Origin of the sequence: Hydrogenophaga pseudoflava, assembly GCF_031020795.1 — a bacterium.
Classification (GTDB): domain Bacteria; phylum Pseudomonadota; class Gammaproteobacteria; order Burkholderiales; family Burkholderiaceae_C; genus Hydrogenophaga; species Hydrogenophaga pseudoflava_A.
On record NZ_JAVHJP010000002.1, the window covers coordinates 719157 to 736031 of the forward strand.

The window sequence follows — 16875 nt, forward strand, 5'->3', positions numbered from 1 at the left end:
GTGTGTCTCCTCAGACCAGCAGCAGCAGGTGTTCGCGCTCCCAGGAACTGATCACGCGGTTGTAGGTGGCGTATTCCAGTTCCTTGACCGCGAGAAAGGCGTCGATGAAGGCACCACCCAGCACGTCGCGCAGGGCTTCACACTCGCGCATGCGGCGCAGCGCGTCTTCCATGTGGCTGGGCAGCTCGTAGTCGCGGTCCCAGGCGCTGGTCTTCATCGGCTCGCTGGGCTGTCGCTTTTCCATCAGGCCCAGGTACCCGGCGCCCAGGGTCGCGGCCATGGCCAGGTAGGGATTCACGTCCACGCCCGGCACGCGGTTCTCCAGCCGCCGGTTGGCCGGGTCGGACTCAGGCACCCGGATGCCGCAGGTGCGGTTGTCGTAGCCCCACTGCACATTGATCGGCGCCGACATGTAGCGCGAGAGGCGGCGGTAGGAGTTCACATAGGGCGCCAGCATGGGCATCACCTGAGGCACATAGCGCTGCAGGCCGGCGATGAAGTGGCGGAAATGCGGCGTGACCGCGCCGTCGTCATCGCTGAAGATGTTGCGGCCGGTGGCGCGGTCCAGGATGCTCTGGTGGATGTGCATCGCGCTGCCCGGCTCGGCCTCCATGGGCTTGGCCATGAAGGTGGCGAAGATGCCGTGGCGCAGCGCGGTTTCGCGCACCGTGCGCTTGAACAGGAACACCCGGTCGGCCAGGTCCATGGCGTCGCCGTGGGTGAAGTTGATCTCCATCTGGCCGGCGCCCGCCTCGTGGATCAGGGTCTCGACGCCCAGCCGGTGCACCTCGCAAAAGCGCGAGAGTTCCAGAAAGAAGGGGTCGAAGTCGTTGACGGCGTCGATGGAGTAGGACTGCCGGCCCGCCTCGGGCTTGCCGGTGCGGCCCAGCGGCGGCTGCAGCGGCTCGTGCGGGTTTTGCTGGCGGGCCACCAAGTAGAACTCCATTTCGGGCGCCACCACCGGCTGCCAGCCCTGGGCTTCGTACAGCGCGAGCACGCGGCGCAGCACGCCGCGGGGGGACAGCGCGACCGGCGAGCCGTCGAACTCCTGGCAGTCGTGGATGATCACCGCGACCTGTTCGGCCGCCCACGGCACCATGCGCGCCGTCGACAGGTCGGGCACGCAGACCATGTCCGGGTCGGTGTCGCCGACGAAGGCCGCGTTGTCGGGCTGCTGGCCGTTGACCGTGTTGAGCAGCACACTCTTGGGCAGGCGCATGTGGCCGGAGTTGAGGAAGAGGTCCTTGGGCAGGATCTTGCCGCGCGCTATTCCCGTCATGTCGGGGATCACGCACTCGACCTCGTGGATGCGGTGCTCGGCCAGGAAGGCTCGGATGTCGGTGGGGGCGTTCATATGGATTTGATCAAATGAGTGCGCCATTCTGGCATTTCGGATCTTGATTTTGAATATTTGATCAAATCCAATCGAAGCAATCCGGCCAGATCCACCGGCTTAAGGGCCAAAAAAAAGCGCGGCCCGGGCCGCGCTTTTTGTGGGTGAGAGAACCAAGCTTACTGGATCTTGGCCTTCTCGCGCAGGGTGCGCTGGAAGTCGCCCAGCTTCTGCTGCTGCATCTGCTGCGCGATTTGCGGCTTGAGTTCTTCGAACGTGGGCAGCTTGGCCTGGCGCACGTCGTCGACACGGATGATGTGCCAGCCGAACTGGCTCTTGACCGGCTCCTGCGTCATCTGGCCCTTGTCGAGCTTGATCATGGCCTCGGAGAACTCCGTGACATAGCTCGCGGCATTGGCCCAGTCGAGGTCGCCCCCGTTGGCACCGGAACCCGGGTCCTTGGACTTGGCCTTGGCCTGGTCTTCAAACTTGACACCGCCCTTGATGGCCGCGATGATGGCCTTGGCCTCTTCTTCCTTCTCGACCAGGATGTGGCGGGCACGGTACTCCTTGCCACCATTGGCCGCGGCGAACTTGTCGTACTCGGCCTTCAGGTCGGCGTCGGACACCGGGTTCTTCTTCTGGTAGTCGGCGAACAGCGCGCGGATCATGATGGTCTGGCGGGCCAGTTCCATTTGCTCCTTGTACTCCGGCGTGGCGGCAATGCCGCGCTTCTGGGCTTCCTGCATGAACACTTCGCGCAGGATGACTTCTTCCTTGATCTGGGCGCGGGTGGCCTCGTCGATCGGACGGCCGGAAGCCGCGATCTGCTGCTCCAGTGCGGTGACGCGGCTGCTGGGCACGGCCTTGCCGTTGACGATGGCGACGTTCTGGGCCATGGCCAGGGGAGCGGCAACGATCAGGGCCGCAGCGGTCAGGGCCGACAGGGAGAATTTCATGGTGAGAATCAAGTGAGGATTTCGATGGCCAGCGCATGCAGGCCGGCGTCGGTGAAATTGCGCAGTGCATCATACACAAGGCGATGCTGCGCCACGCGGCTCTTGCCGGTGAACGCCGGGGCGGCGATGCGCACCCGGAAGTGGGTGCCATAACCCAGCCCGTTGGCACCGGAGTGCCCGGCGTGGGCCGCGCTTTCGTCGATGACTTCCAGCCGGCTCGGGCTGAGGGCGGTGTCCAGGGCGGCCTGCAACGCGCCTGCGGTGGGAACAAACAGCTGGTCGGGCATCACGATCCGGTCCCCGCTTCGGTGTCGCTCTTGAGGTAGCGGGCGATGTAGAGCCCCTGACCGATGATGAACACCACCGGGAAGACATAGCCCCAGAGCTTGAAGTTCACCCAGTCTTCGGTGGAATAGTAGGCCGCCACATAGCCGTTGATGGCGGCCATGAACAGGAAGTAGGCAATCCAGATCACCGTTAGTCGAGACCACACCGGAGCCGGCAGATTCAGCTGGCTGCCCAGCAGGATTTGCAGAAAGTTCTTCTTCCAGATCCACAGCGCCGCCGCCAGCACGATGGCCATGCTGGCGTACAGGACCGTGGGCTTCCACTTGATGAAGCGTTCGTCGTGCAGCAGCAGGGTGAGCGCGCCAAACACCAGCACCAGAAGAAGCGTCACCTTTTGAAGCGTCTGAAGCTTCTTGTCGACGCCGTAGATGATGCCGGTCTGCACCACGGTGGCGGCCATGAGCACAGCGGTCGCGCTGTAGATGTCGCCGAACTTGTAGGCGGCGACAAAGAGCGCGATGGGGAAAAAGTCGATCAGGAAACGCATGGGTGGATTATCGGGCCAGCCACCGGGAACCCGGGCGGCAGGGGTTGCTCTACAGTGCTCCGAGTCATCTTCAAAGGAACACGTTCCATGGATCTGAAAGAACAGCACGCCATTCTGACCATCGCACTGCTCGCCGCCTTCGCTGACGGCGACAAGGCCGATGCCGAGCGCGAGGCCGTGCGTCGCCTGGCGGAGTCGCTGGGCCGCGAGGCCGGTGGTGCGGCGCTCGCGAACGTGTACCAGGATGTGCTGCTCAAGCGCGTGACACTGGCCGACGCCGTGTCTGCGCTGGCCGATCCGGCCCAGCGCCAGCTGGCCTACGAAATGGCGGTCTGTGTTTCCGATGCCGACGGGCGCCAGAACGCGGCCGAAACGGCGTTCCTGTCGGATCTGAAGTCCCGCCTGGCGCTGGACGCTGGCCGTGCCCAGGCGTTCGAGCAGGAGGCCGATGCGGTGCTCACGGCCGCCGCCGCTGCGGCGCCTATGCGTCCGCCGTTGTCGTCGGCCGTCGCTGTGCCGGGGCACACACCGATCAACGATCCGGCGCGCGAAGCCGCGCTGGACAAGACCATCCTGAATGCGGCCCTGCTCAATGGCGCGCTCGAGCTGCTGCCCCAGTCCTGGGCGTCGATGGCCATCATCCCGTTGCAGGTCCGCATGGTCTACAACATCGGCCGCACCTACGGCATCGAACTCGACCAAGGCCACATCAAGGAGTTCATCACCACCGTCGGCGTGGGACTGACATCCCAGTACGTGGAGCAGTTCGGCCGCAAGCTGCTCGGAGGACTGTTGGGCAAGGTGGCCGGTCGCACCATCGGCGGGATGGGTGGCGTGGCCACTGGCATGGCCATGTCGTTCGCCACCACCTACGCGCTCGGCCAGGTGGCCCGGCGCTACTACGCCGGCGGCCGCGTCATGAGCACCGCCTTGCTGCAGCAGACCTTCCAGCAGTTGCTGGCGCCTGCGAAACAGATGCAGGCCCAGTATTTGCCCCAGATGCAGGACATGTCTCGCACGCTGGACATGGGCAAGGTGCTCGGGATGGTCCGAGGCAATCCCTGAGGTCCGCTGCAAGCGTGCTGGCCCGCGGTCGTCCTGCGGCAGAATGCTCCCCAACCCTTTTTCTCCCCATGCAAGGAATTCCCATCATGAAAAGAATCCGCGCCCTTTCACTGATCGGTGCCGCCCTGGCAACGGCCGCTCTCCTGACCGCCTGTGGTGGTGGTGACGATGATCCCTCGGTGGCGGGGGACAGCTCTGGCGATGTGGTGGCCAAGTACATCGGTACTTGGGAATCGGACTGCTTCGAAGAGGGCGGCGCTTCCGGCAGGGTGCGGGCCGACTTCACCAAGACCTCGGCCACCAGCTTCAGCGGCAACGTGGTCCTCTACGGCTACATCGGCAGTTCCTGCTCCGGCCCCAGCGTGAAGGACGAAAAGGTGCTGACCAACCTGTCGATGAACCACGCCGGCACCAAGGCCATTGCCGGCGTGACCGCCGACAAGTTCAATGGCGCATCCGACCAGGGCAACGGCAAGCTGGTGATGTACACCGACGGCACTACCCTGCAACTGGGCGACATCGACGCCGGCAAGGATGCCGAAGGCTATCCCAACAGCTTTTACGAGAGCCGGTACACGCTCAAGCGCCGCAACTGACGAGGCGGACGGGCCTCACATCGAGGCCCGCAGCATGTCCCGGTAGTCCTCTGCGCTGGCCAGCCGCGGGTTGGTCTTGTGGCAGTGGTCAGCCAGCGCGCCCTGGATCACGCGCTCGAACAGGTCCTCGGTCACGCCCAGTGCGGCCAGCCCAGAGGGCAGACCCAGCCGGGCGTTCATGGCCCTGATCGCCTCGCCCAGCCGCTGGCCCACCGCCGCCGCGTCACCGTCGTCCGCCAGCCCCATGGCGTGCGCCATGCGCTGCAGGCGCCGCTCTTTCTGCACGCTTTCGGCTCCGGCGTTGAACCCGATCACCGCGGGCAGGAAGAGGGCGTTGAGCGTGCCGTGGTGCAGCCTCGGGTTCACGCCGCCCAGACTGTGGCTCAGGCTGTGCACGCAGCCCAGGCCTTTCTGGAAGGCCATGGCGCCCTGCATGGACGCGCTCATCATGTTCAGCCGCGCCTCGCGGTCCTGGCCGTTGGTGGTGGCGCGTTCGATGTGGGCCCATCCACGCTGCAGGCCGTCGAGCGCGATGCCGTCGGCCGGCGGATTGAAGGCCGGGGCCATGAAGGTTTCCATGCAGTGTGCGATCGCGTCCATGCCGGTGGCGGCGGTCAGCAGGGGCGGCAGGCCCAGGGTGAGGGCCGGGTCGAGGAGGGCGGTCTTGGGCACCAGGTGCCAGCTGTGAAAGCCCAGCTTGCGGCCGTCGTCGACGATCACGATGGCGCCGCGCGCCACCTCGCTGCCGGTGCCCGCCGTGGTCGGCACCGCAATCAGCGGCAGCACGGCCGGGGTGATCTTCGGTGAGCCGCCTTCGATGGTGGCGTAGGTCTTGAGCGGGCCTTCGTGGGTGGCGGCGATGGCCACGCCCTTGGCGCAGTCGATCGAGCTGCCGCCGCCCAGCGCGATCAGGCCGTCGCAGCCGCCGGCCTTGCAGGCTTCGACCGCAGCGCGCACCGCCGCCTCGTTGGGGTTGCCGGGAGTCTGGTCGAACACCGCCACCGGCCAGCCGGGCAGGGCGGCCAGCGCCCGCTCCAGCAGGCCTGCGCCCTTCACGCCGGCATCGGTGACGATCAGCGGCCGCGTGATGCCGGCCCGGGTGCATTCGGCGGCCAGCTGCGCCAGCGCGCCGTCTTCGATCAGGATGTTGGTGACATACAGAATTTGCGCCATGGCTGCTTGTCTCGCTCGTTGTGTGGAATGGCGAAAACTATACGGGCTGAGTTGCCCGGTCCGGGTCGCGCAGCGGTCAGCGGGCGACGGAAAAGACGGCCACAATGCCGGCCCATGTCGTCGCACCACCCCAACCCCAGGTCCCTGCTGAGTCCTGCCATGCGCGGCCTGATCGACCGCATCGCCCGCGCCGGGCATCCGCCGCTGCACGCGCTGACCCCCGACCAGGCCAAGGCCGCCTACGCCGCCGGTGCGGGTGTGGTGGACATTCCGTCGCACAAGCTGGCACGGACCGAGGATCTCGTGATCGCGGCGCGCGACGGGTTTGAGCTGCCGGCGCGCCTGTACGCCCCCGCCAGTGACCAACCCCTGCCGGTGCTGCTCTACCTGCACGGCGGCGGTTTCACCGTCGGCAACATCGCCACCCACGAGCCGCTGTGCCGCCACCTGGCCCATCTGGCGCACTGCGCCGTGGTCTCGCTCGACTATCGGCTGGCGCCCGATTGGAAGTTCCCCACCGCGGTGCACGATGCCTGCGACGCACTGGGGTGGCTGCGTGAACAGGCGCAAGCCTTGAAGCTCGATGGTTCGAGGATCGCCGTCGGTGGCGACAGTGCCGGTGGCACGCTGGCGGCGGTCACCGCCATCGCCGCGCGGGACGCTGGCTGGCCACTGGCGCTGCAGCTGCTGTTCTACCCCGGCACCGCCGGCCACCAGGACACGCCCAGCCACAAGACCTTCGCCCACGGCTTCATCCTCGAAGAGCCGCACATCAGCTATTTCTTCGGCCACTACCTGCGCGATCCGCAGGACCGCAACGACTGGCGCTTCGCACCGCTGGACGGTGTGGACGAGACCGGCCAGGTGCGCGATCTGGACGGCGTGGCGCCCGCCTGGATCGGCCTGGCCGAGTGCGATTGCCTGACCGACGAGGGTGTGCTGTACGCCGACCGGCTGCGCATGGCCGGTGTGCCGGTGGACCTGGAGATCTACGCGGGCGTGGTGCACGGCTTCATCCAGTTCGGTCGCGCCATCCCCACTGCCTTGACCGCCCACAACGACGCCGCCCGCGCGCTGCGCCACGCCTTCGGAGAACCTTGAGATGCCACAGATGTCCCGCGCCGACTTCCGTTTCTTCCACCGCCTGCGCGTGCGCTGGGCCGAGGTGGACATGCAGAAGATCGTCTTCAACGCCCACTACCTGATGTACTTCGACACCGCCATCACCGACTACTGGCGGGCGGTGGCGCTGCCGTACGAAGAGTCGATGCACCGGCTCGGGGGCGACCTCTACGTCGTCAAGGCCACGGTCGAGTTCCACGCCTCGGCGCGCATGGACGACCAGATCGACGTGGCCATGAAATGCAGCCGCATCGGCACCTCGTCGCTCACGTTCACCGGTGCGATCTTCCGCGGCGACCAGCACCTGATCTCGGGCGAACTGGTCTATGTGTTCGCCGACCCCGCCACCCAGACCTCGCGCCCCGTGCCGCAGGCGCTGCGCGATGTCCTGCTGGGGTATGAGGCCGGCGAGGCGGTGTCCACGGTCCGCGTCGGCGACTGGGCCACGCTGGGCGCCGACGCGCGGGCGGTCCGCACCGAGGTGTTCATCGACGAGCAGCAGATTCCCAAGGACCTGGAGCAGGACGCCGCCGATGCCACCGCGGTGCACGCCGTGGTCCACAACCGCCTGGGCCAGGCGATCGCCACCGGGCGCCTGATTTCCACCAGCACGCCGGGGGTCTCGCAGGTGGGCCGGCTGGCGGTCAAGCGTGTGCTTCGCGGCGGCTCGCTGGGCCGGCAGGTGCTGCAGGCGCTGAGCGACGCAGCCCGGGCGCGCGGCGACCGCGAGGTGCTGCTGCACGCCCAGAACAGTGCCATCGGCTTTTACGACCGGCTGGGCTGGCAGCGGCGCGGCGAGGTGTTCGAGGAAGCGGGCATCCCGCACCAGGAGATGTTCCTGCCGCTGTGAGCGCCGCGGTGGTTCAGGACAGCTGCAGCCGGCGCGGCGCGGTGCCGGTCCAGCGGTGCGGACCGGCCGGCGGCGGCGCGTGGGTCCACTCGGTGAAGTCGGCGCGGAAATCCCGGCCGCGGCGCGCCACGTCCAGCAGCAGACTGCTGCGTGTGCCGTAGCCGCGCCCGGATAGGTCGACGAAGGGGCTGGACAGCGCGCGTTCCCATTCGGCAGGCACGCCGGTGTCGGGCAGTTCGGCCGGCTCAGGGGGGACGGGGTCGGCCAACGCAGAAACCAGCGGCGCCTGCGCATCCGGCCCCGTGGACAGGGCGTGCTGCAGCGCCCGCTTGAGGCGCAAGGTCTTGGGCCAGGGCGTGTCCAGCGCCGCGTTCGACAGGCCATAGACACCGGGTGCCAGACGCCGGTGGTGCAGGCCCCCGGTCTGTTCGGCGTGCGGCTGCGCCGGGTGCCGGTTGCTGACCCAGGCCCAGAAGCCCGTGGCCAGGTCACCGACCACCAGATTGAAGCCGCCATAGTCGGCCGCATCGAGGCCCGACAGCAGCGCCTCCCAGGAATGACCGGCCTTCAGCCAGCGTGTGGGCAGCTCGCCCCGGCTGCGGCGGCCGGGTCCGGGGTTCGCGCTGCGCACATTGGTCAGCATCGCCACGCGGCCGGCCTCGTTCATGCCCAGCCAGGTGCCGCCGTCGCGCAGGTCGCGCCCTCCAACGACGCCGGTGCCATCAGGCAGCGCCCAGCGGTGCAGCGGCTCGGTCGGGCGTTCGAAGAACTCGTCGCGGTTGGCGGCCAGCAGCAGGGGCCGGGCCGGGGCCGTCTCGATGGCGAAGGCGATCAGGCACATGGCCGCACGCGCCAGCGGCTTACACGTCCGCCAGCAGGGGGTACGGCAGGGGCAGCAGCGTGAGCAACGGACCGTCGGCGGCCCCCAGATGCAGCCCGCCAGCCTCCGCCGCGCTGGTCTGCATCGACACCATCGCGTGCCAGCCGCCCGCAGGCGAGGCCGCGGCGGCGACCACCGTGCCGCAGGGCTGCGACGCGTCGCCGTCGTGGAACACCTCCTGGCCGGGCGCCATCGGCGCATCTCCCAGCACCGGGAAGGCCCGGCGCTTGAGGGTGCCACGGAACTGGCTGCGCGCCACCACCTCCTGACCCGGGTAGCAGCCTTTCTTGAAGTTCACGCCGCCCACCGATTCCATATTGATCATCTGCGGCACGAAGGCCTCCACCACCGGCTGGCTCAGCAGCGGCACACCAGCCACCACGTCCAGCCAGTCCCAGTGGGCGCTGGCGAGTGCCGGGCCCGGCGGTGGTTCCACCCCGGTGGGCGCGACCCACAGGGCGCGGGCGGTGCCGCCCGCAGGGTAGAGGCGCACGAACTGCGCGCCGTCAGCGTCCAGCTTGCCCCAGGGCGCGGCGGGCAGGGCGGCGGGCACCGCGTCGCCGGCCAGACCGCGCAGCTGGAACTCGGCGCTGGCATCGCTGAGCTTGACCTTGGCGCGCAGCACGAACATGGACAGGCGCTTGAGCGTCGCCGGCAGCACATCGGTATTGCAAACGAGCAGGATCTCGTCGTGGTTGCGCTTGAAGCCGATGAAGCTGGCCAGCAGACGCCCTTTGGCCGAACAGAAGCCGGCCAACCGGGCTTCGGACAGGCCCAGCAGGGAAAAGTCGTTGGTCAGCTGGCCGTGCAGGAACTTGGCGGCCTCTTCGCCCTGGGCGCGGATGACGCCGAGCCGGGGCAGCAGGGCCACACCGTGCAGGGTGGGGGCGGGGGTGAGTTCGGGGGCTTGGGACATGGTTGGTCGATTATCATGCCCCGTTCCACGACGCGCCCCGGCGTCCGCCAAGCCCCCCTTTCCTGCTGTGACACGACTGCTTTCCCGGCTCCTGCTGTTGACACTTCTGCTGGCCGGGATGCTGGCCGGTGTTGCCTGGTGGTGGCTGGGCCAGCCGCTGGCACTGCCTGCCACGGTCACGGCCGAACAACCGCTGGAAGTGGAGATTCCACCCGGCGCCTCGGCCCGCGGCGTGGCCGCTGCGCTCACCGGAGCCGGTGTGCGCACGCCGACACTGCTGCTGCAGGCCTGGTTCCGCCTCTCGGGCCAGTCGCGTGCCATCAAGGCCGGTGTGTATGAAATACAGCCCGGCGCCACGCCGCGCAGCCTGCTGGGCAAGCTGGTCCGAGGCGAGCAGGCGCTGCGCAGCCTGACGCTGCTCGAAGGCTGGAATTTCCGCGAACTGATGGCCGCGGTGCGCGCTTCGCCCGACCTGACCCAGGACCTGGAGGGGCTGGATGCGGCCGGCATCATGGCCAGGATCGGCTATCCGGGACGCCACCCCGAAGGGCGTTTTTTCCCCGACACCTACCGCATGGTGCGCCAGACCACCGCTTCCAGCTTGCTGAAGCAGGCGGCCCAGGCCATGGAACAGCGGCTGGCCCTGGCCTGGGAGCAGCGCGACCTGTCGACCTCGCTGCGCTCGCCCGACGAGGCACTGATCCTGGCGAGCATCATCGAAAAGGAAACCGGCACCGAAGCCGACCGCGCCATGGTCGGCGGCGTGTTCCACAACCGCCTGCGCATTGGCATGCGCCTGCAGACCGACCCGACGGTGATCTACGGGCTGGGCGAGCGCTTTGACGGCAACCTGCGCAAGATCGATCTTCTGACCGACGGCCCTTACAACAGCTACACCCGCGCCGGGCTGCCGCCTACGCCGATCTCCATGCCCGGCTGGGCCTCGCTGCTGGCGGCGGTGAAGCCGGCCGACACGCGGGCCCTGTATTTCGTGGCGCGCGGGGACGGCAGCAGCCAGTTCAGCGCCACCCTCGACGAACACAACGCGGCAGTGCGCAAGTTCCAGCTGCAGAAGTGAACCACCATGAGTCCTGAAACGACCGCCCCGCGCGGCCTGTTCATCAGCTTCGAAGGCATCGACGGTGCCGGAAAGTCGACCCACATCGAAGGACTGGCCAAGGCCTTCCGGGACCAGGGCCGCACCGTCACGCTCACTCGCGAACCAGGCGGCACGCCCCTGGCCGAAAAGCTCCGGGCGATGGTGCTGGGCGATCCGATGGACCCGCTGACCGAATCCCTGCTGGTGTTCGCGGCGCGGCGCGACCATTTGCTGACCGTGATCGAACCTGCATTGGCGCGCGGCGAGGTGGTGTTGTGCGACCGCTTCACCGACGCCACCTTCGCCTACCAAGGCGGAGGGAGGGGCTTTGACCTGGACGTGCTTCGGACGCTGGAGTGCTGGGTGCAGACGACCCCGGCCGCCGCAAACGCCCTGCGCCAGCCGGACCTGACGGTCTGGTTCGATCTGCCGCCCGAAACCGCCGCTGCACGTCTGGCCGACGCGCGCGCCCCCGACCGATTCGAGGCCCAGCCGCTTGAGTTCTTCCGGCGCGTCGTCTCCGGGTATGCGGCGCGGGCCGAAGCGCAGCCGGAGCGTTTCGCCCGCATTCAGGCCGACCAGACCCGCCACCAGGTCTGGCAGCAGTTGACAGCGACCTTCGTGCGCCGCGGCTGGCTGTCCATCATGGTCGCGGCCAACAGCGGACCGGCATGACCACCACCCTGGACGCTCCATGGCTGCTGAAGCAGCGCGAACGCCTGCTGGCCCAGCGTGGTCATGCCTGGCTGTTGCAGGGCCCCAGCGGGCTCGGCCAGTATGCGCTGGGCCTGTCGCTGGCCCGGTCCTGGCTGTGTGAGAAGCCCACGGCTCAGGGGGCCTGCGGGGTCTGCGAGAGCTGTCACCTGATCGGCAGCCATTCGCACCCGGACCTGGTCGTGCTGATGCCGGAGACCGAGATGCTGGCGCGCGGCTGGCCCCTGTCTGAGGCGGCACAGAAAGAGATCGACGACAAGAAGCGCAAACCCAGCAAGGAAATCCGCGTCGAGGCCATGCGCGACATGGTGGCCTTCGCGCAGCGCACCAGTGCGCGCGGGCGCGGCACGGCGGTGCTGGTGTACCCGGCCGAACGCATGAACACGGTGACGGCCAATGCCTTGCTCAAGACCCTGGAAGAGCCCGCGGGGGACACCCGGTTCGTGCTGGCCAGCGAATCGGCCCATCAGCTGCTGCCCACCATCCGCAGCCGCTGTCAGACCCACGCCATGGCCTGGCCGTCCGAAGGCGAGGCCGTCGCCTGGCTCCAGGCGGGAGCCCGGGAGGCCGGCTTGAAAGAGGTTGGCGATGCAGAGGCCCGCGCCTGGCTCCAGGCCTCCGGAGGCCGGCCGGAAGACGCCCTGGTATGGGCGCAATCGGGATTGACTGCCGCGCGCTGGTCACAGCTGCCCCAGGCGCTGGCCCGTGGCGACTGGGCACTGGTGTCCGACTGGTCCGCTCCGCAGCAGTTGGCCATGTTGCAAAAGCTCTGTCACGACCTGATGTCCGTCGCGGCGGGGGCAGGGCCCCGGTTCTTTCCCGTGGACAGCCTGCCGCCAGCGCCGCGGTGGGCCGTGCTGGCGCGCTGGTCAAAGGCGTTGACCGAGGCCGCGCGCACGGTCGAGCACCCCTACAACGCCGGTCTCATGCAGGAGGCTTGGGTGGCCGCGACGCGACAGGTGCTCATGCGCAGCACCACCCGCACCTGAGCAGGTCCACGGCTCAGAGGCATTTGCCGCTAAACTTGCCGCCCATGAGCACCAGCCCGAGCCAGCCCGCTTCGTCACGCCCCAGCGTGATTCAGCTCTCCATCAAGGAGAAAGCGGCGCTCTACGCAGCGTACATCCCGCTGTTCACCGACGGGGGCATCTTCATCCCCTCGTCGCGTGACTACCGGATCGGTGACGACGTCTATGTGCTCCTGAGCCTGCCCGACGATCCGCAACGCTACCCCGTCGCCGGCAAGGTGGCCTGGGTGACACCGGCCAAGGCGCAGGGTGGACGCACCCAGGGCGTGGGCATCCGTTTTCCGGCGGACGAAAAATCCCGTCATCTGAAGATCAAGATCGAGGAAATCCTCGGCTCGGCGCTCGCATCCGAGAAGCCGACGCAGACAATCTGACCGTCGCCTGCGCCGGTCCTGCATCCTGTTGCCTGCCATGTCCCGGGCGTTGCCTGTGGTCACCGCCATGTTCACCGACTCCCACTGCCATCTCAGCTTCCCCGAACTGTCCGAGCAACTGCCGGCCATCCTGAAGGCCATGGAGGAGGCCCGGGTCGACCGGGCGCTGTGCATCTGCACCACTCTGGAAGAGTTCGACGCGGTGCATGCCTTGGCTCGCGACCACCACCAGCTCTGGGCCACCGTGGGCGTGCATCCCGACAACGAAGGGGTGCGGGAGCCTTCGCTGGACGATCTGCTGGCGGGAGCGGCGCGCGCCAAGGTGGTGGGCATCGGCGAGACGGGTCTGGACTATTACAGGCTCAACGGCCGCAGCCTGGCCGAGATGGAATGGCAGCGCGAACGTTTCCGGGTGCACATCCGCGCCGGCCGGCAGACCGGTCTGCCGCTGGTGATCCACACCCGCAGTGCTTCGGACGACACCCTGGCCATCCTGCGCGAGGAGGGCGGTTTTGCTGACAACGCTTCCGGCCCTGTGTCGCGCGGGGTGTTCCACTGCTTCACCGAGACGGCGGACGTGGCCCGGGCCGCGTTGGATCTGGGCTTCTACATATCCTTCTCCGGCATCCTGACCTTCCGCAACGCGGCCGACCTTCGCGAGGTGGCGCGCTTCGTGCCGGTTAATCGCATGCTCATCGAAACCGACAGCCCCTACCTGGCGCCGGTGCCACACCGTGGAAAGACCAACAACCCGTCCTATGTGCCACATGTGGCCCGCCAGATCGCCGAGATCAAGGGACTGGACGTGGAAGTCGTCGGGGAAGCCACGAGCCGGAACTTCGAGCAGCTGTTCAACCGAGCTGTCTAAATGTTGATGCAGAACATGAAGAAGATAAAAAAATTCATTGTTTTCAATGTGTTTTTCTTGTTCTGCAACCTCGGTTTCGCAGGCTCGTTCGAAGACTTCTTTAAGGCGGTGGAGTTGGACAACGAGTCGGCGGTCGTGGCGCTGGCGCTGCGCGGTTTCGACCTCAACAGCCAGAATGAAAAGGGCGATTCGGGGCTGCACGTGGGGCTGCGCGAAGGCTCGCTGAAGGTGGTGAACTTCCTGCTGACCCAGAACGCCGTCCGAGTGGAACTGCGCAACCGCCAGGGGGAAACCCCGCTGATGATCGCCACCATCCGAGGTCACCTGGACATGGCCCGTCAGCTGATCCGGCGTGGCGCCGAAGTCAACAAACCGGGCTGGACACCCCTGCACTACGCCGCCTCGAGGGCCGAACCCGACAGTGTCGCCATGGTCCGTCTGCTGCTGGAACACCATGCCTACATCGACGCGGAGTCGCCCAACCGGTCCACGCCGCTGATGCTGGCCGCCATGTACGGGAATCGCGACCTTGTGCCGTTGCTGCTGGAAGAGGGGGCCGATCCCTCATTGCGCAACGAGCAGGGCCTCACCGCCGTGGACTTCGCTCGCCGTGCCGACCGCGATGATCTGGCCGAGCTGATCGCCCAGCGGCTGCGCCAGCGCCGCCCGCCGGGTCGCTGAAAAGCAGCCGGTCGCATCAGCGACTGGGCTTGGTGTCCGTAGGTGTAACCCACATGGGTAGCGGGGCGAATGCCCCCCAGAATCGCCATGTTCTTATTCCGAGGAGACAGCCGTGGCGATAGCCAGTCAAAAAGACTTTGTTTCGGGACTCATGTTCATGACCGTGGGCGGATCGTTCGCCTGGGGTGCGGTGGACTACGAGATCGGGGAAGCCGCACGCATGGGGCCGGGGTACTTCCCCTTCATGCTGGGCCTCCTCTTGGTGCTGCTGGGTGCGCTGGTCACCTTCAGCTCGTTCAAGTCCGGCCCTCCGGGCGGAGACAAGATCGGGGCCGTCGCCTGGAGGCCACTGGTCTTCATCCTGGGGGCCAACCTGCTGTTCGGCGCCTTGCTGGTGGGCATTCCTTCGCTGGGCATTCCGGCCTTTGGTCTCATCGTGGCGATCTATGGTCTGGTGGTCATGGCCGGGTATGCGCGGGAAGGGGCCAGGCTCAAGGAGTCGCTGATTCTGGCCACCATCCTGGCCATCGGCAGCTACCTGGCCTTCGTAAAGCTGCTGAACCTGCAGTTCCCCGTGCTGCCCTGGTTCCTGGCCAACTGAACCCGAGGAGAACAACAACATGGATCTGATCAACAACCTCGCCCTGGGTTTTGGCGTTGCCTTCACCTTCCAGAACCTGATCTACGCCTTCATCGGCTGCCTGCTGGGCACGCTGATCGGCGTGCTGCCCGGCATTGGCCCGCTGGCCACCATCGCCATGCTGCTGCCGGCCACCTACGGCCTGCCTCCGGTGGCCGCACTCATCATGCTGGCCGGCATTTACTACGGCGCGCAGTACGGTGGCTCGACCACCGCCATTCTGGTGAACCTGCCGGGCGAATCGTCGTCCGTGGTGACCGTGATCGACGGTTACCAGATGGCCCGCAAGGGCAGGGCCGGCCCCGCACTGGCCGCGGCCGGTCTGGGCTCCTTTTTTGCGGGCTGCGTGGGCACGCTGATCCTGGCTGGTTTTGCCGCGCCGCTGACCGAACTCGCGCTCGAATTCGGCCCGGCGGAATACTTCTCGCTGATGATCGTGGGCCTGATCGGTGCCGTGGTGCTGGCCTCTGGCTCGCTGGTCAAGGCACTGGCCATGATCGTGCTGGGCCTGCTGCTGGGGCTGGTTGGTACCGACGTGAACTCGGGCGTGGCACGCTACAGCTTCGACATTCCCGAACTGACCGACGGCATCAGCTTCCTGGCGATTGCCATGGGCATCTTCGGCTACGGTGAAATCATCCAGAACCTGTCGCATCCGGACGAAAAGCGCGAGGTGTTCACCGGCAAGGTGCAGGGCATCCTGCCCACCGCCGAGGACTTCAAGAACATGTTCCCGGCCGTGCTGCGCGGAACCGCGCTCGGGTCGGCGCTGGGCATTCTGCCCGGTGGTGGTGCACTGCTGTCGGCCTTCACGGCGTACACCATCGAGAAGAAGACCAAGCTCAAACCGGGTGAAGTGCCGTTCGGCCAAGGCAATATCCGCGGCGTGGCGGCGCCCGAGTCGGCGAACAACGCCGGCTCGCAGACCTCGTTCATCCCGCTGCTGACGCTGGGCATTCCGCCCAACGCCGTGATGGCGCTGATGGTCGGGGCCATGACCATCCACAACATCCAGCCGGGCCCGCAGGTCATGACCAGCAACCCCGAACTGTTCTGGGGCCTGATCGCATCGATGTGGATCGGCAACCTGATGCTGGTGATCCTGAACCTGCCACTGATCGGTATCTGGATCAAGCTGCTGACCGTGCCTTACAAGTGGCTGTTTCCGGCCATCGTGCTGTTCTGTGCCATCGGCGTCTACTCGACCAACAACAACAGCTTCGACATCTGGATGGTGGCGCTGTTCGGCCTGATCGGTTACGGCTTCATCAAGCTCGGTTGTGAACCCGCGCCGCTGCTACTGGGCCTGATCCTGGGCCCCATGATGGAGGAATACCTCCGGCGCGCGCTGCTGATCTCTCGCGGCGACTGGTCGGTGTTCGTGACCCGTCCGCTGTCGGCCAGCCTGCTGGTGGTGGCCGCCATCCTGCTGATCGTGGTGCTGATGCCGTCGGTGAAGAAGAAGCGCGAAGAGGCGTTTGTCGAAGACTGAGCGCCTTGTCACTTGGCGAAACCCCGGTCAGTAGCCACTGGCCGGGGTTTTTTCTTGTGTGTCAGCCCGGCAGATGGCTGCCAGCCCATGCCAGTACCTGCCAGAACGCTACGACCGGCGAAAGAACGCAAGCCCAGAACACCAGGAATTCGAGGAGCGCGGCAACGTAGTGTTCAAACGTGGACAGCATGATGTTTCCTTGGCGGTTGTGAATCAGGTGGACCGAGGGTTCAGCCGGGATGTGCGATTC

Annotated in this window: 20 protein-coding genes; 12 read left to right on the forward strand and 8 right to left on the reverse strand. The window is 66.9% G+C overall.

All coding sequences use genetic code 11. The features are described from left to right. Nucleotides 1-10 precede the first annotated feature (10 nt). The 4 genes from RCO38_RS09150 to RCO38_RS09165 form a co-directional block, all read right to left on the reverse strand. Entirely contained in the window at nucleotides 11-1354 is a 1344-nt protein-coding gene (locus RCO38_RS09150; protein WP_308327983.1) for a glutamine synthetase family protein, read from the reverse strand. 158 nt (nucleotides 1355-1512) lie between these two features. Continuing rightward, nucleotides 1513-2292: a foldase protein PrsA gene (locus tag RCO38_RS09155; RefSeq protein ID WP_308327984.1), complete on the reverse strand. Its 780-nt coding sequence runs from the start codon at nucleotides 2290-2292 to the stop codon at nucleotides 1513-1515. 8 nt (nucleotides 2293-2300) lie between these two features. Next, nucleotides 2301-2579 (reverse strand): BolA family protein, encoded by a 279-nt coding sequence (locus tag RCO38_RS09160; protein ID WP_308327985.1) that lies wholly within the window; start codon nucleotides 2577-2579, stop codon nucleotides 2301-2303. Continuing rightward, complete coding sequence (locus tag RCO38_RS09165; protein WP_308327986.1) at nucleotides 2579-3127, reverse strand: septation protein A; 549 nt, start codon at nucleotides 3125-3127, stop codon at nucleotides 2579-2581. The genes RCO38_RS09160 and RCO38_RS09165 overlap by 1 nt, the downstream gene beginning before the upstream one ends. 87 nt (nucleotides 3128-3214) lie before the next feature. Here RCO38_RS09165 and RCO38_RS09170 point away from each other — a divergent pair, with 87 nt between their 5' ends. Continuing rightward, nucleotides 3215-4192, forward strand: a complete 978-nt coding sequence (locus RCO38_RS09170) for a YcjF family protein (protein ID WP_308327987.1) — start codon at nucleotides 3215-3217, stop codon at nucleotides 4190-4192. An 86-nt stretch (nucleotides 4193-4278) separates the two neighbouring features. Next, nucleotides 4279-4788 (forward strand): hypothetical protein, encoded by a 510-nt coding sequence (locus tag RCO38_RS09175; protein ID WP_308327988.1) that lies wholly within the window; start codon nucleotides 4279-4281, stop codon nucleotides 4786-4788. 15 nt (nucleotides 4789-4803) lie between these two features. Here RCO38_RS09175 and RCO38_RS09180 read toward each other — a convergent pair whose 3' ends face one another. After that, a complete protein-coding gene (locus RCO38_RS09180; RefSeq protein ID WP_308327989.1) occupies nucleotides 4804-5961 on the reverse strand; it encodes an iron-containing alcohol dehydrogenase in 1158 nt (385 codons plus the stop codon). Nucleotides 5962-6075: 114 nt separating this feature from the next. Here RCO38_RS09180 and RCO38_RS09185 point away from each other — a divergent pair, with 114 nt between their 5' ends. Next, nucleotides 6076-7062 carry an alpha/beta hydrolase gene (locus RCO38_RS09185; RefSeq protein WP_308327990.1) on the forward strand — a complete coding sequence of 329 codons (987 nt, stop codon included), beginning with the start codon at nucleotides 6076-6078 and terminating at the stop codon, nucleotides 7060-7062. A gap of 10 nt (nucleotides 7063-7072) precedes the next feature. Beyond that, complete coding sequence (locus RCO38_RS09190; RefSeq protein ID WP_308328079.1) at nucleotides 7073-7933, forward strand: YbgC/FadM family acyl-CoA thioesterase; 861 nt, start codon at nucleotides 7073-7075, stop codon at nucleotides 7931-7933. 13 nt (nucleotides 7934-7946) lie between these two features. On the opposite strand, the gene RCO38_RS09195 is transcribed toward RCO38_RS09190, so the two are convergent. Both RCO38_RS09195 and ygfZ read right to left on the reverse strand, forming a co-directional pair. Next, nucleotides 7947-8774, reverse strand: a complete 828-nt coding sequence (locus RCO38_RS09195) for an NRDE family protein (protein WP_308327991.1) — start codon at nucleotides 8772-8774, stop codon at nucleotides 7947-7949. A 19-nt stretch (nucleotides 8775-8793) separates the two neighbouring features. Next, nucleotides 8794-9729, reverse strand: coding sequence for a CAF17-like 4Fe-4S cluster assembly/insertion protein YgfZ (gene ygfZ / locus RCO38_RS09200; RefSeq protein WP_308327992.1), 936 nt, complete (start codon nucleotides 9727-9729; stop codon nucleotides 8794-8796). Nucleotides 9730-9826: 97 nt separating this feature from the next. Here ygfZ and mltG point away from each other — a divergent pair, with 97 nt between their 5' ends. The 8 genes from mltG (at nucleotide 9827) to RCO38_RS09240 (ending at nucleotide 16625) form a co-directional block, all read left to right on the forward strand. Beyond that, the gene (gene mltG / locus RCO38_RS09205) at nucleotides 9827-10807 is read left to right on the forward strand and encodes an endolytic transglycosylase MltG (protein WP_374694527.1); all 981 of its coding nucleotides are present in this window, start codon (nucleotides 9827-9829) and stop codon (nucleotides 10805-10807) included. 6 nt (nucleotides 10808-10813) lie between these two features. Continuing rightward, on the forward strand, nucleotides 10814-11503 hold the full coding sequence (gene tmk / locus RCO38_RS09210) for a dTMP kinase (RefSeq protein WP_308327993.1): 690 nt from the start codon (nucleotides 10814-10816) through the stop codon (nucleotides 11501-11503). Next, nucleotides 11500-12531 (forward strand): DNA polymerase III subunit delta', encoded by a 1032-nt coding sequence (locus tag RCO38_RS09215; protein ID WP_308327994.1) that lies wholly within the window; start codon nucleotides 11500-11502, stop codon nucleotides 12529-12531. Before tmk ends, RCO38_RS09215 begins: the two co-directional genes overlap by 4 nt. A gap of 44 nt (nucleotides 12532-12575) precedes the next feature. Further along, nucleotides 12576-12944 carry a PilZ domain-containing protein gene (locus RCO38_RS09220; protein ID WP_308327995.1) on the forward strand — a complete coding sequence of 123 codons (369 nt, stop codon included), beginning with the start codon at nucleotides 12576-12578 and terminating at the stop codon, nucleotides 12942-12944. Nucleotides 12945-13011: 67 nt separating this feature from the next. Then, on the forward strand, nucleotides 13012-13812 hold the full coding sequence (locus RCO38_RS09225; protein WP_308327996.1) for a TatD family hydrolase: 801 nt from the start codon (nucleotides 13012-13014) through the stop codon (nucleotides 13810-13812). A 48-nt stretch (nucleotides 13813-13860) separates the two neighbouring features. Then, nucleotides 13861-14493 (forward strand): ankyrin repeat domain-containing protein, encoded by a 633-nt coding sequence (locus tag RCO38_RS09230; RefSeq protein WP_308327997.1) that lies wholly within the window; start codon nucleotides 13861-13863, stop codon nucleotides 14491-14493. Nucleotides 14494-14605: 112 nt separating this feature from the next. Then, nucleotides 14606-15094, forward strand: coding sequence for a tripartite tricarboxylate transporter TctB family protein (locus RCO38_RS09235; RefSeq protein WP_308327998.1), 489 nt, complete (start codon nucleotides 14606-14608; stop codon nucleotides 15092-15094). Nucleotides 15095-15113: 19 nt separating this feature from the next. Then, the gene (locus RCO38_RS09240) at nucleotides 15114-16625 is read left to right on the forward strand and encodes a tripartite tricarboxylate transporter permease (RefSeq protein ID WP_308327999.1); all 1512 of its coding nucleotides are present in this window, start codon (nucleotides 15114-15116) and stop codon (nucleotides 16623-16625) included. 61 nt (nucleotides 16626-16686) lie between these two features. Here the strand turns inward: RCO38_RS09240 and RCO38_RS09245 are convergent, their stop codons facing one another. Next, the gene (locus RCO38_RS09245; RefSeq protein ID WP_308328000.1) at nucleotides 16687-16815 is read right to left on the reverse strand and encodes a hypothetical protein; all 129 of its coding nucleotides are present in this window, start codon (nucleotides 16813-16815) and stop codon (nucleotides 16687-16689) included. Nucleotides 16816-16875 lie beyond the last annotated feature (60 nt).

Bases quoted from the DNA above. Each gene is read 5' to 3' on its own strand.
- RCO38_RS09150 (WP_308327983.1), bottom strand. From the start codon at position 1,354: ATGAACGCCCCCACCGACATCCGAGCCTTCCTGGCCGAGCACCGCATC.
- RCO38_RS09155 (WP_308327984.1), bottom strand. From the start codon at position 2,292: ATGAAATTCTCCCTGTCGGCCCTGACCGCTGCGGCCCTGATCGTTGCC.
- RCO38_RS09160 (WP_308327985.1), bottom strand. From the start codon at position 2,579: ATGCCCGACCAGCTGTTTGTTCCCACCGCAGGCGCGTTGCAGGCCGCC.
- RCO38_RS09165 (WP_308327986.1), bottom strand. From the start codon at position 3,127: ATGCGTTTCCTGATCGACTTTTTCCCCATCGCGCTCTTTGTCGCCGCC.
- RCO38_RS09170 (WP_308327987.1), top strand. From the start codon at position 3,215: ATGGATCTGAAAGAACAGCACGCCATTCTGACCATCGCACTGCTCGCC.
- RCO38_RS09175 (WP_308327988.1), top strand. From the start codon at position 4,279: ATGAAAAGAATCCGCGCCCTTTCACTGATCGGTGCCGCCCTGGCAACG.
- RCO38_RS09180 (WP_308327989.1), bottom strand. From the start codon at position 5,961: ATGGCGCAAATTCTGTATGTCACCAACATCCTGATCGAAGACGGCGCG.
- RCO38_RS09185 (WP_308327990.1), top strand. From the start codon at position 6,076: ATGTCGTCGCACCACCCCAACCCCAGGTCCCTGCTGAGTCCTGCCATG.
- RCO38_RS09190 (WP_308328079.1), top strand. From the start codon at position 7,073: ATGTCCCGCGCCGACTTCCGTTTCTTCCACCGCCTGCGCGTGCGCTGG.
- RCO38_RS09195 (WP_308327991.1), bottom strand. From the start codon at position 8,774: ATGTGCCTGATCGCCTTCGCCATCGAGACGGCCCCGGCCCGGCCCCTG.
- ygfZ (WP_308327992.1), bottom strand. From the start codon at position 9,729: ATGTCCCAAGCCCCCGAACTCACCCCCGCCCCCACCCTGCACGGTGTG.
- tmk (WP_308327993.1), top strand. From the start codon at position 10,814: ATGAGTCCTGAAACGACCGCCCCGCGCGGCCTGTTCATCAGCTTCGAA.
- RCO38_RS09215 (WP_308327994.1), top strand. From the start codon at position 11,500: ATGACCACCACCCTGGACGCTCCATGGCTGCTGAAGCAGCGCGAACGC.
- RCO38_RS09220 (WP_308327995.1), top strand. From the start codon at position 12,576: ATGAGCACCAGCCCGAGCCAGCCCGCTTCGTCACGCCCCAGCGTGATT.
- RCO38_RS09225 (WP_308327996.1), top strand. From the start codon at position 13,012: ATGTTCACCGACTCCCACTGCCATCTCAGCTTCCCCGAACTGTCCGAG.
- RCO38_RS09240 (WP_308327999.1), top strand. From the start codon at position 15,114: ATGGATCTGATCAACAACCTCGCCCTGGGTTTTGGCGTTGCCTTCACC.
- RCO38_RS09245 (WP_308328000.1), bottom strand. From the start codon at position 16,815: ATGCTGTCCACGTTTGAACACTACGTTGCCGCGCTCCTCGAATTCCTG.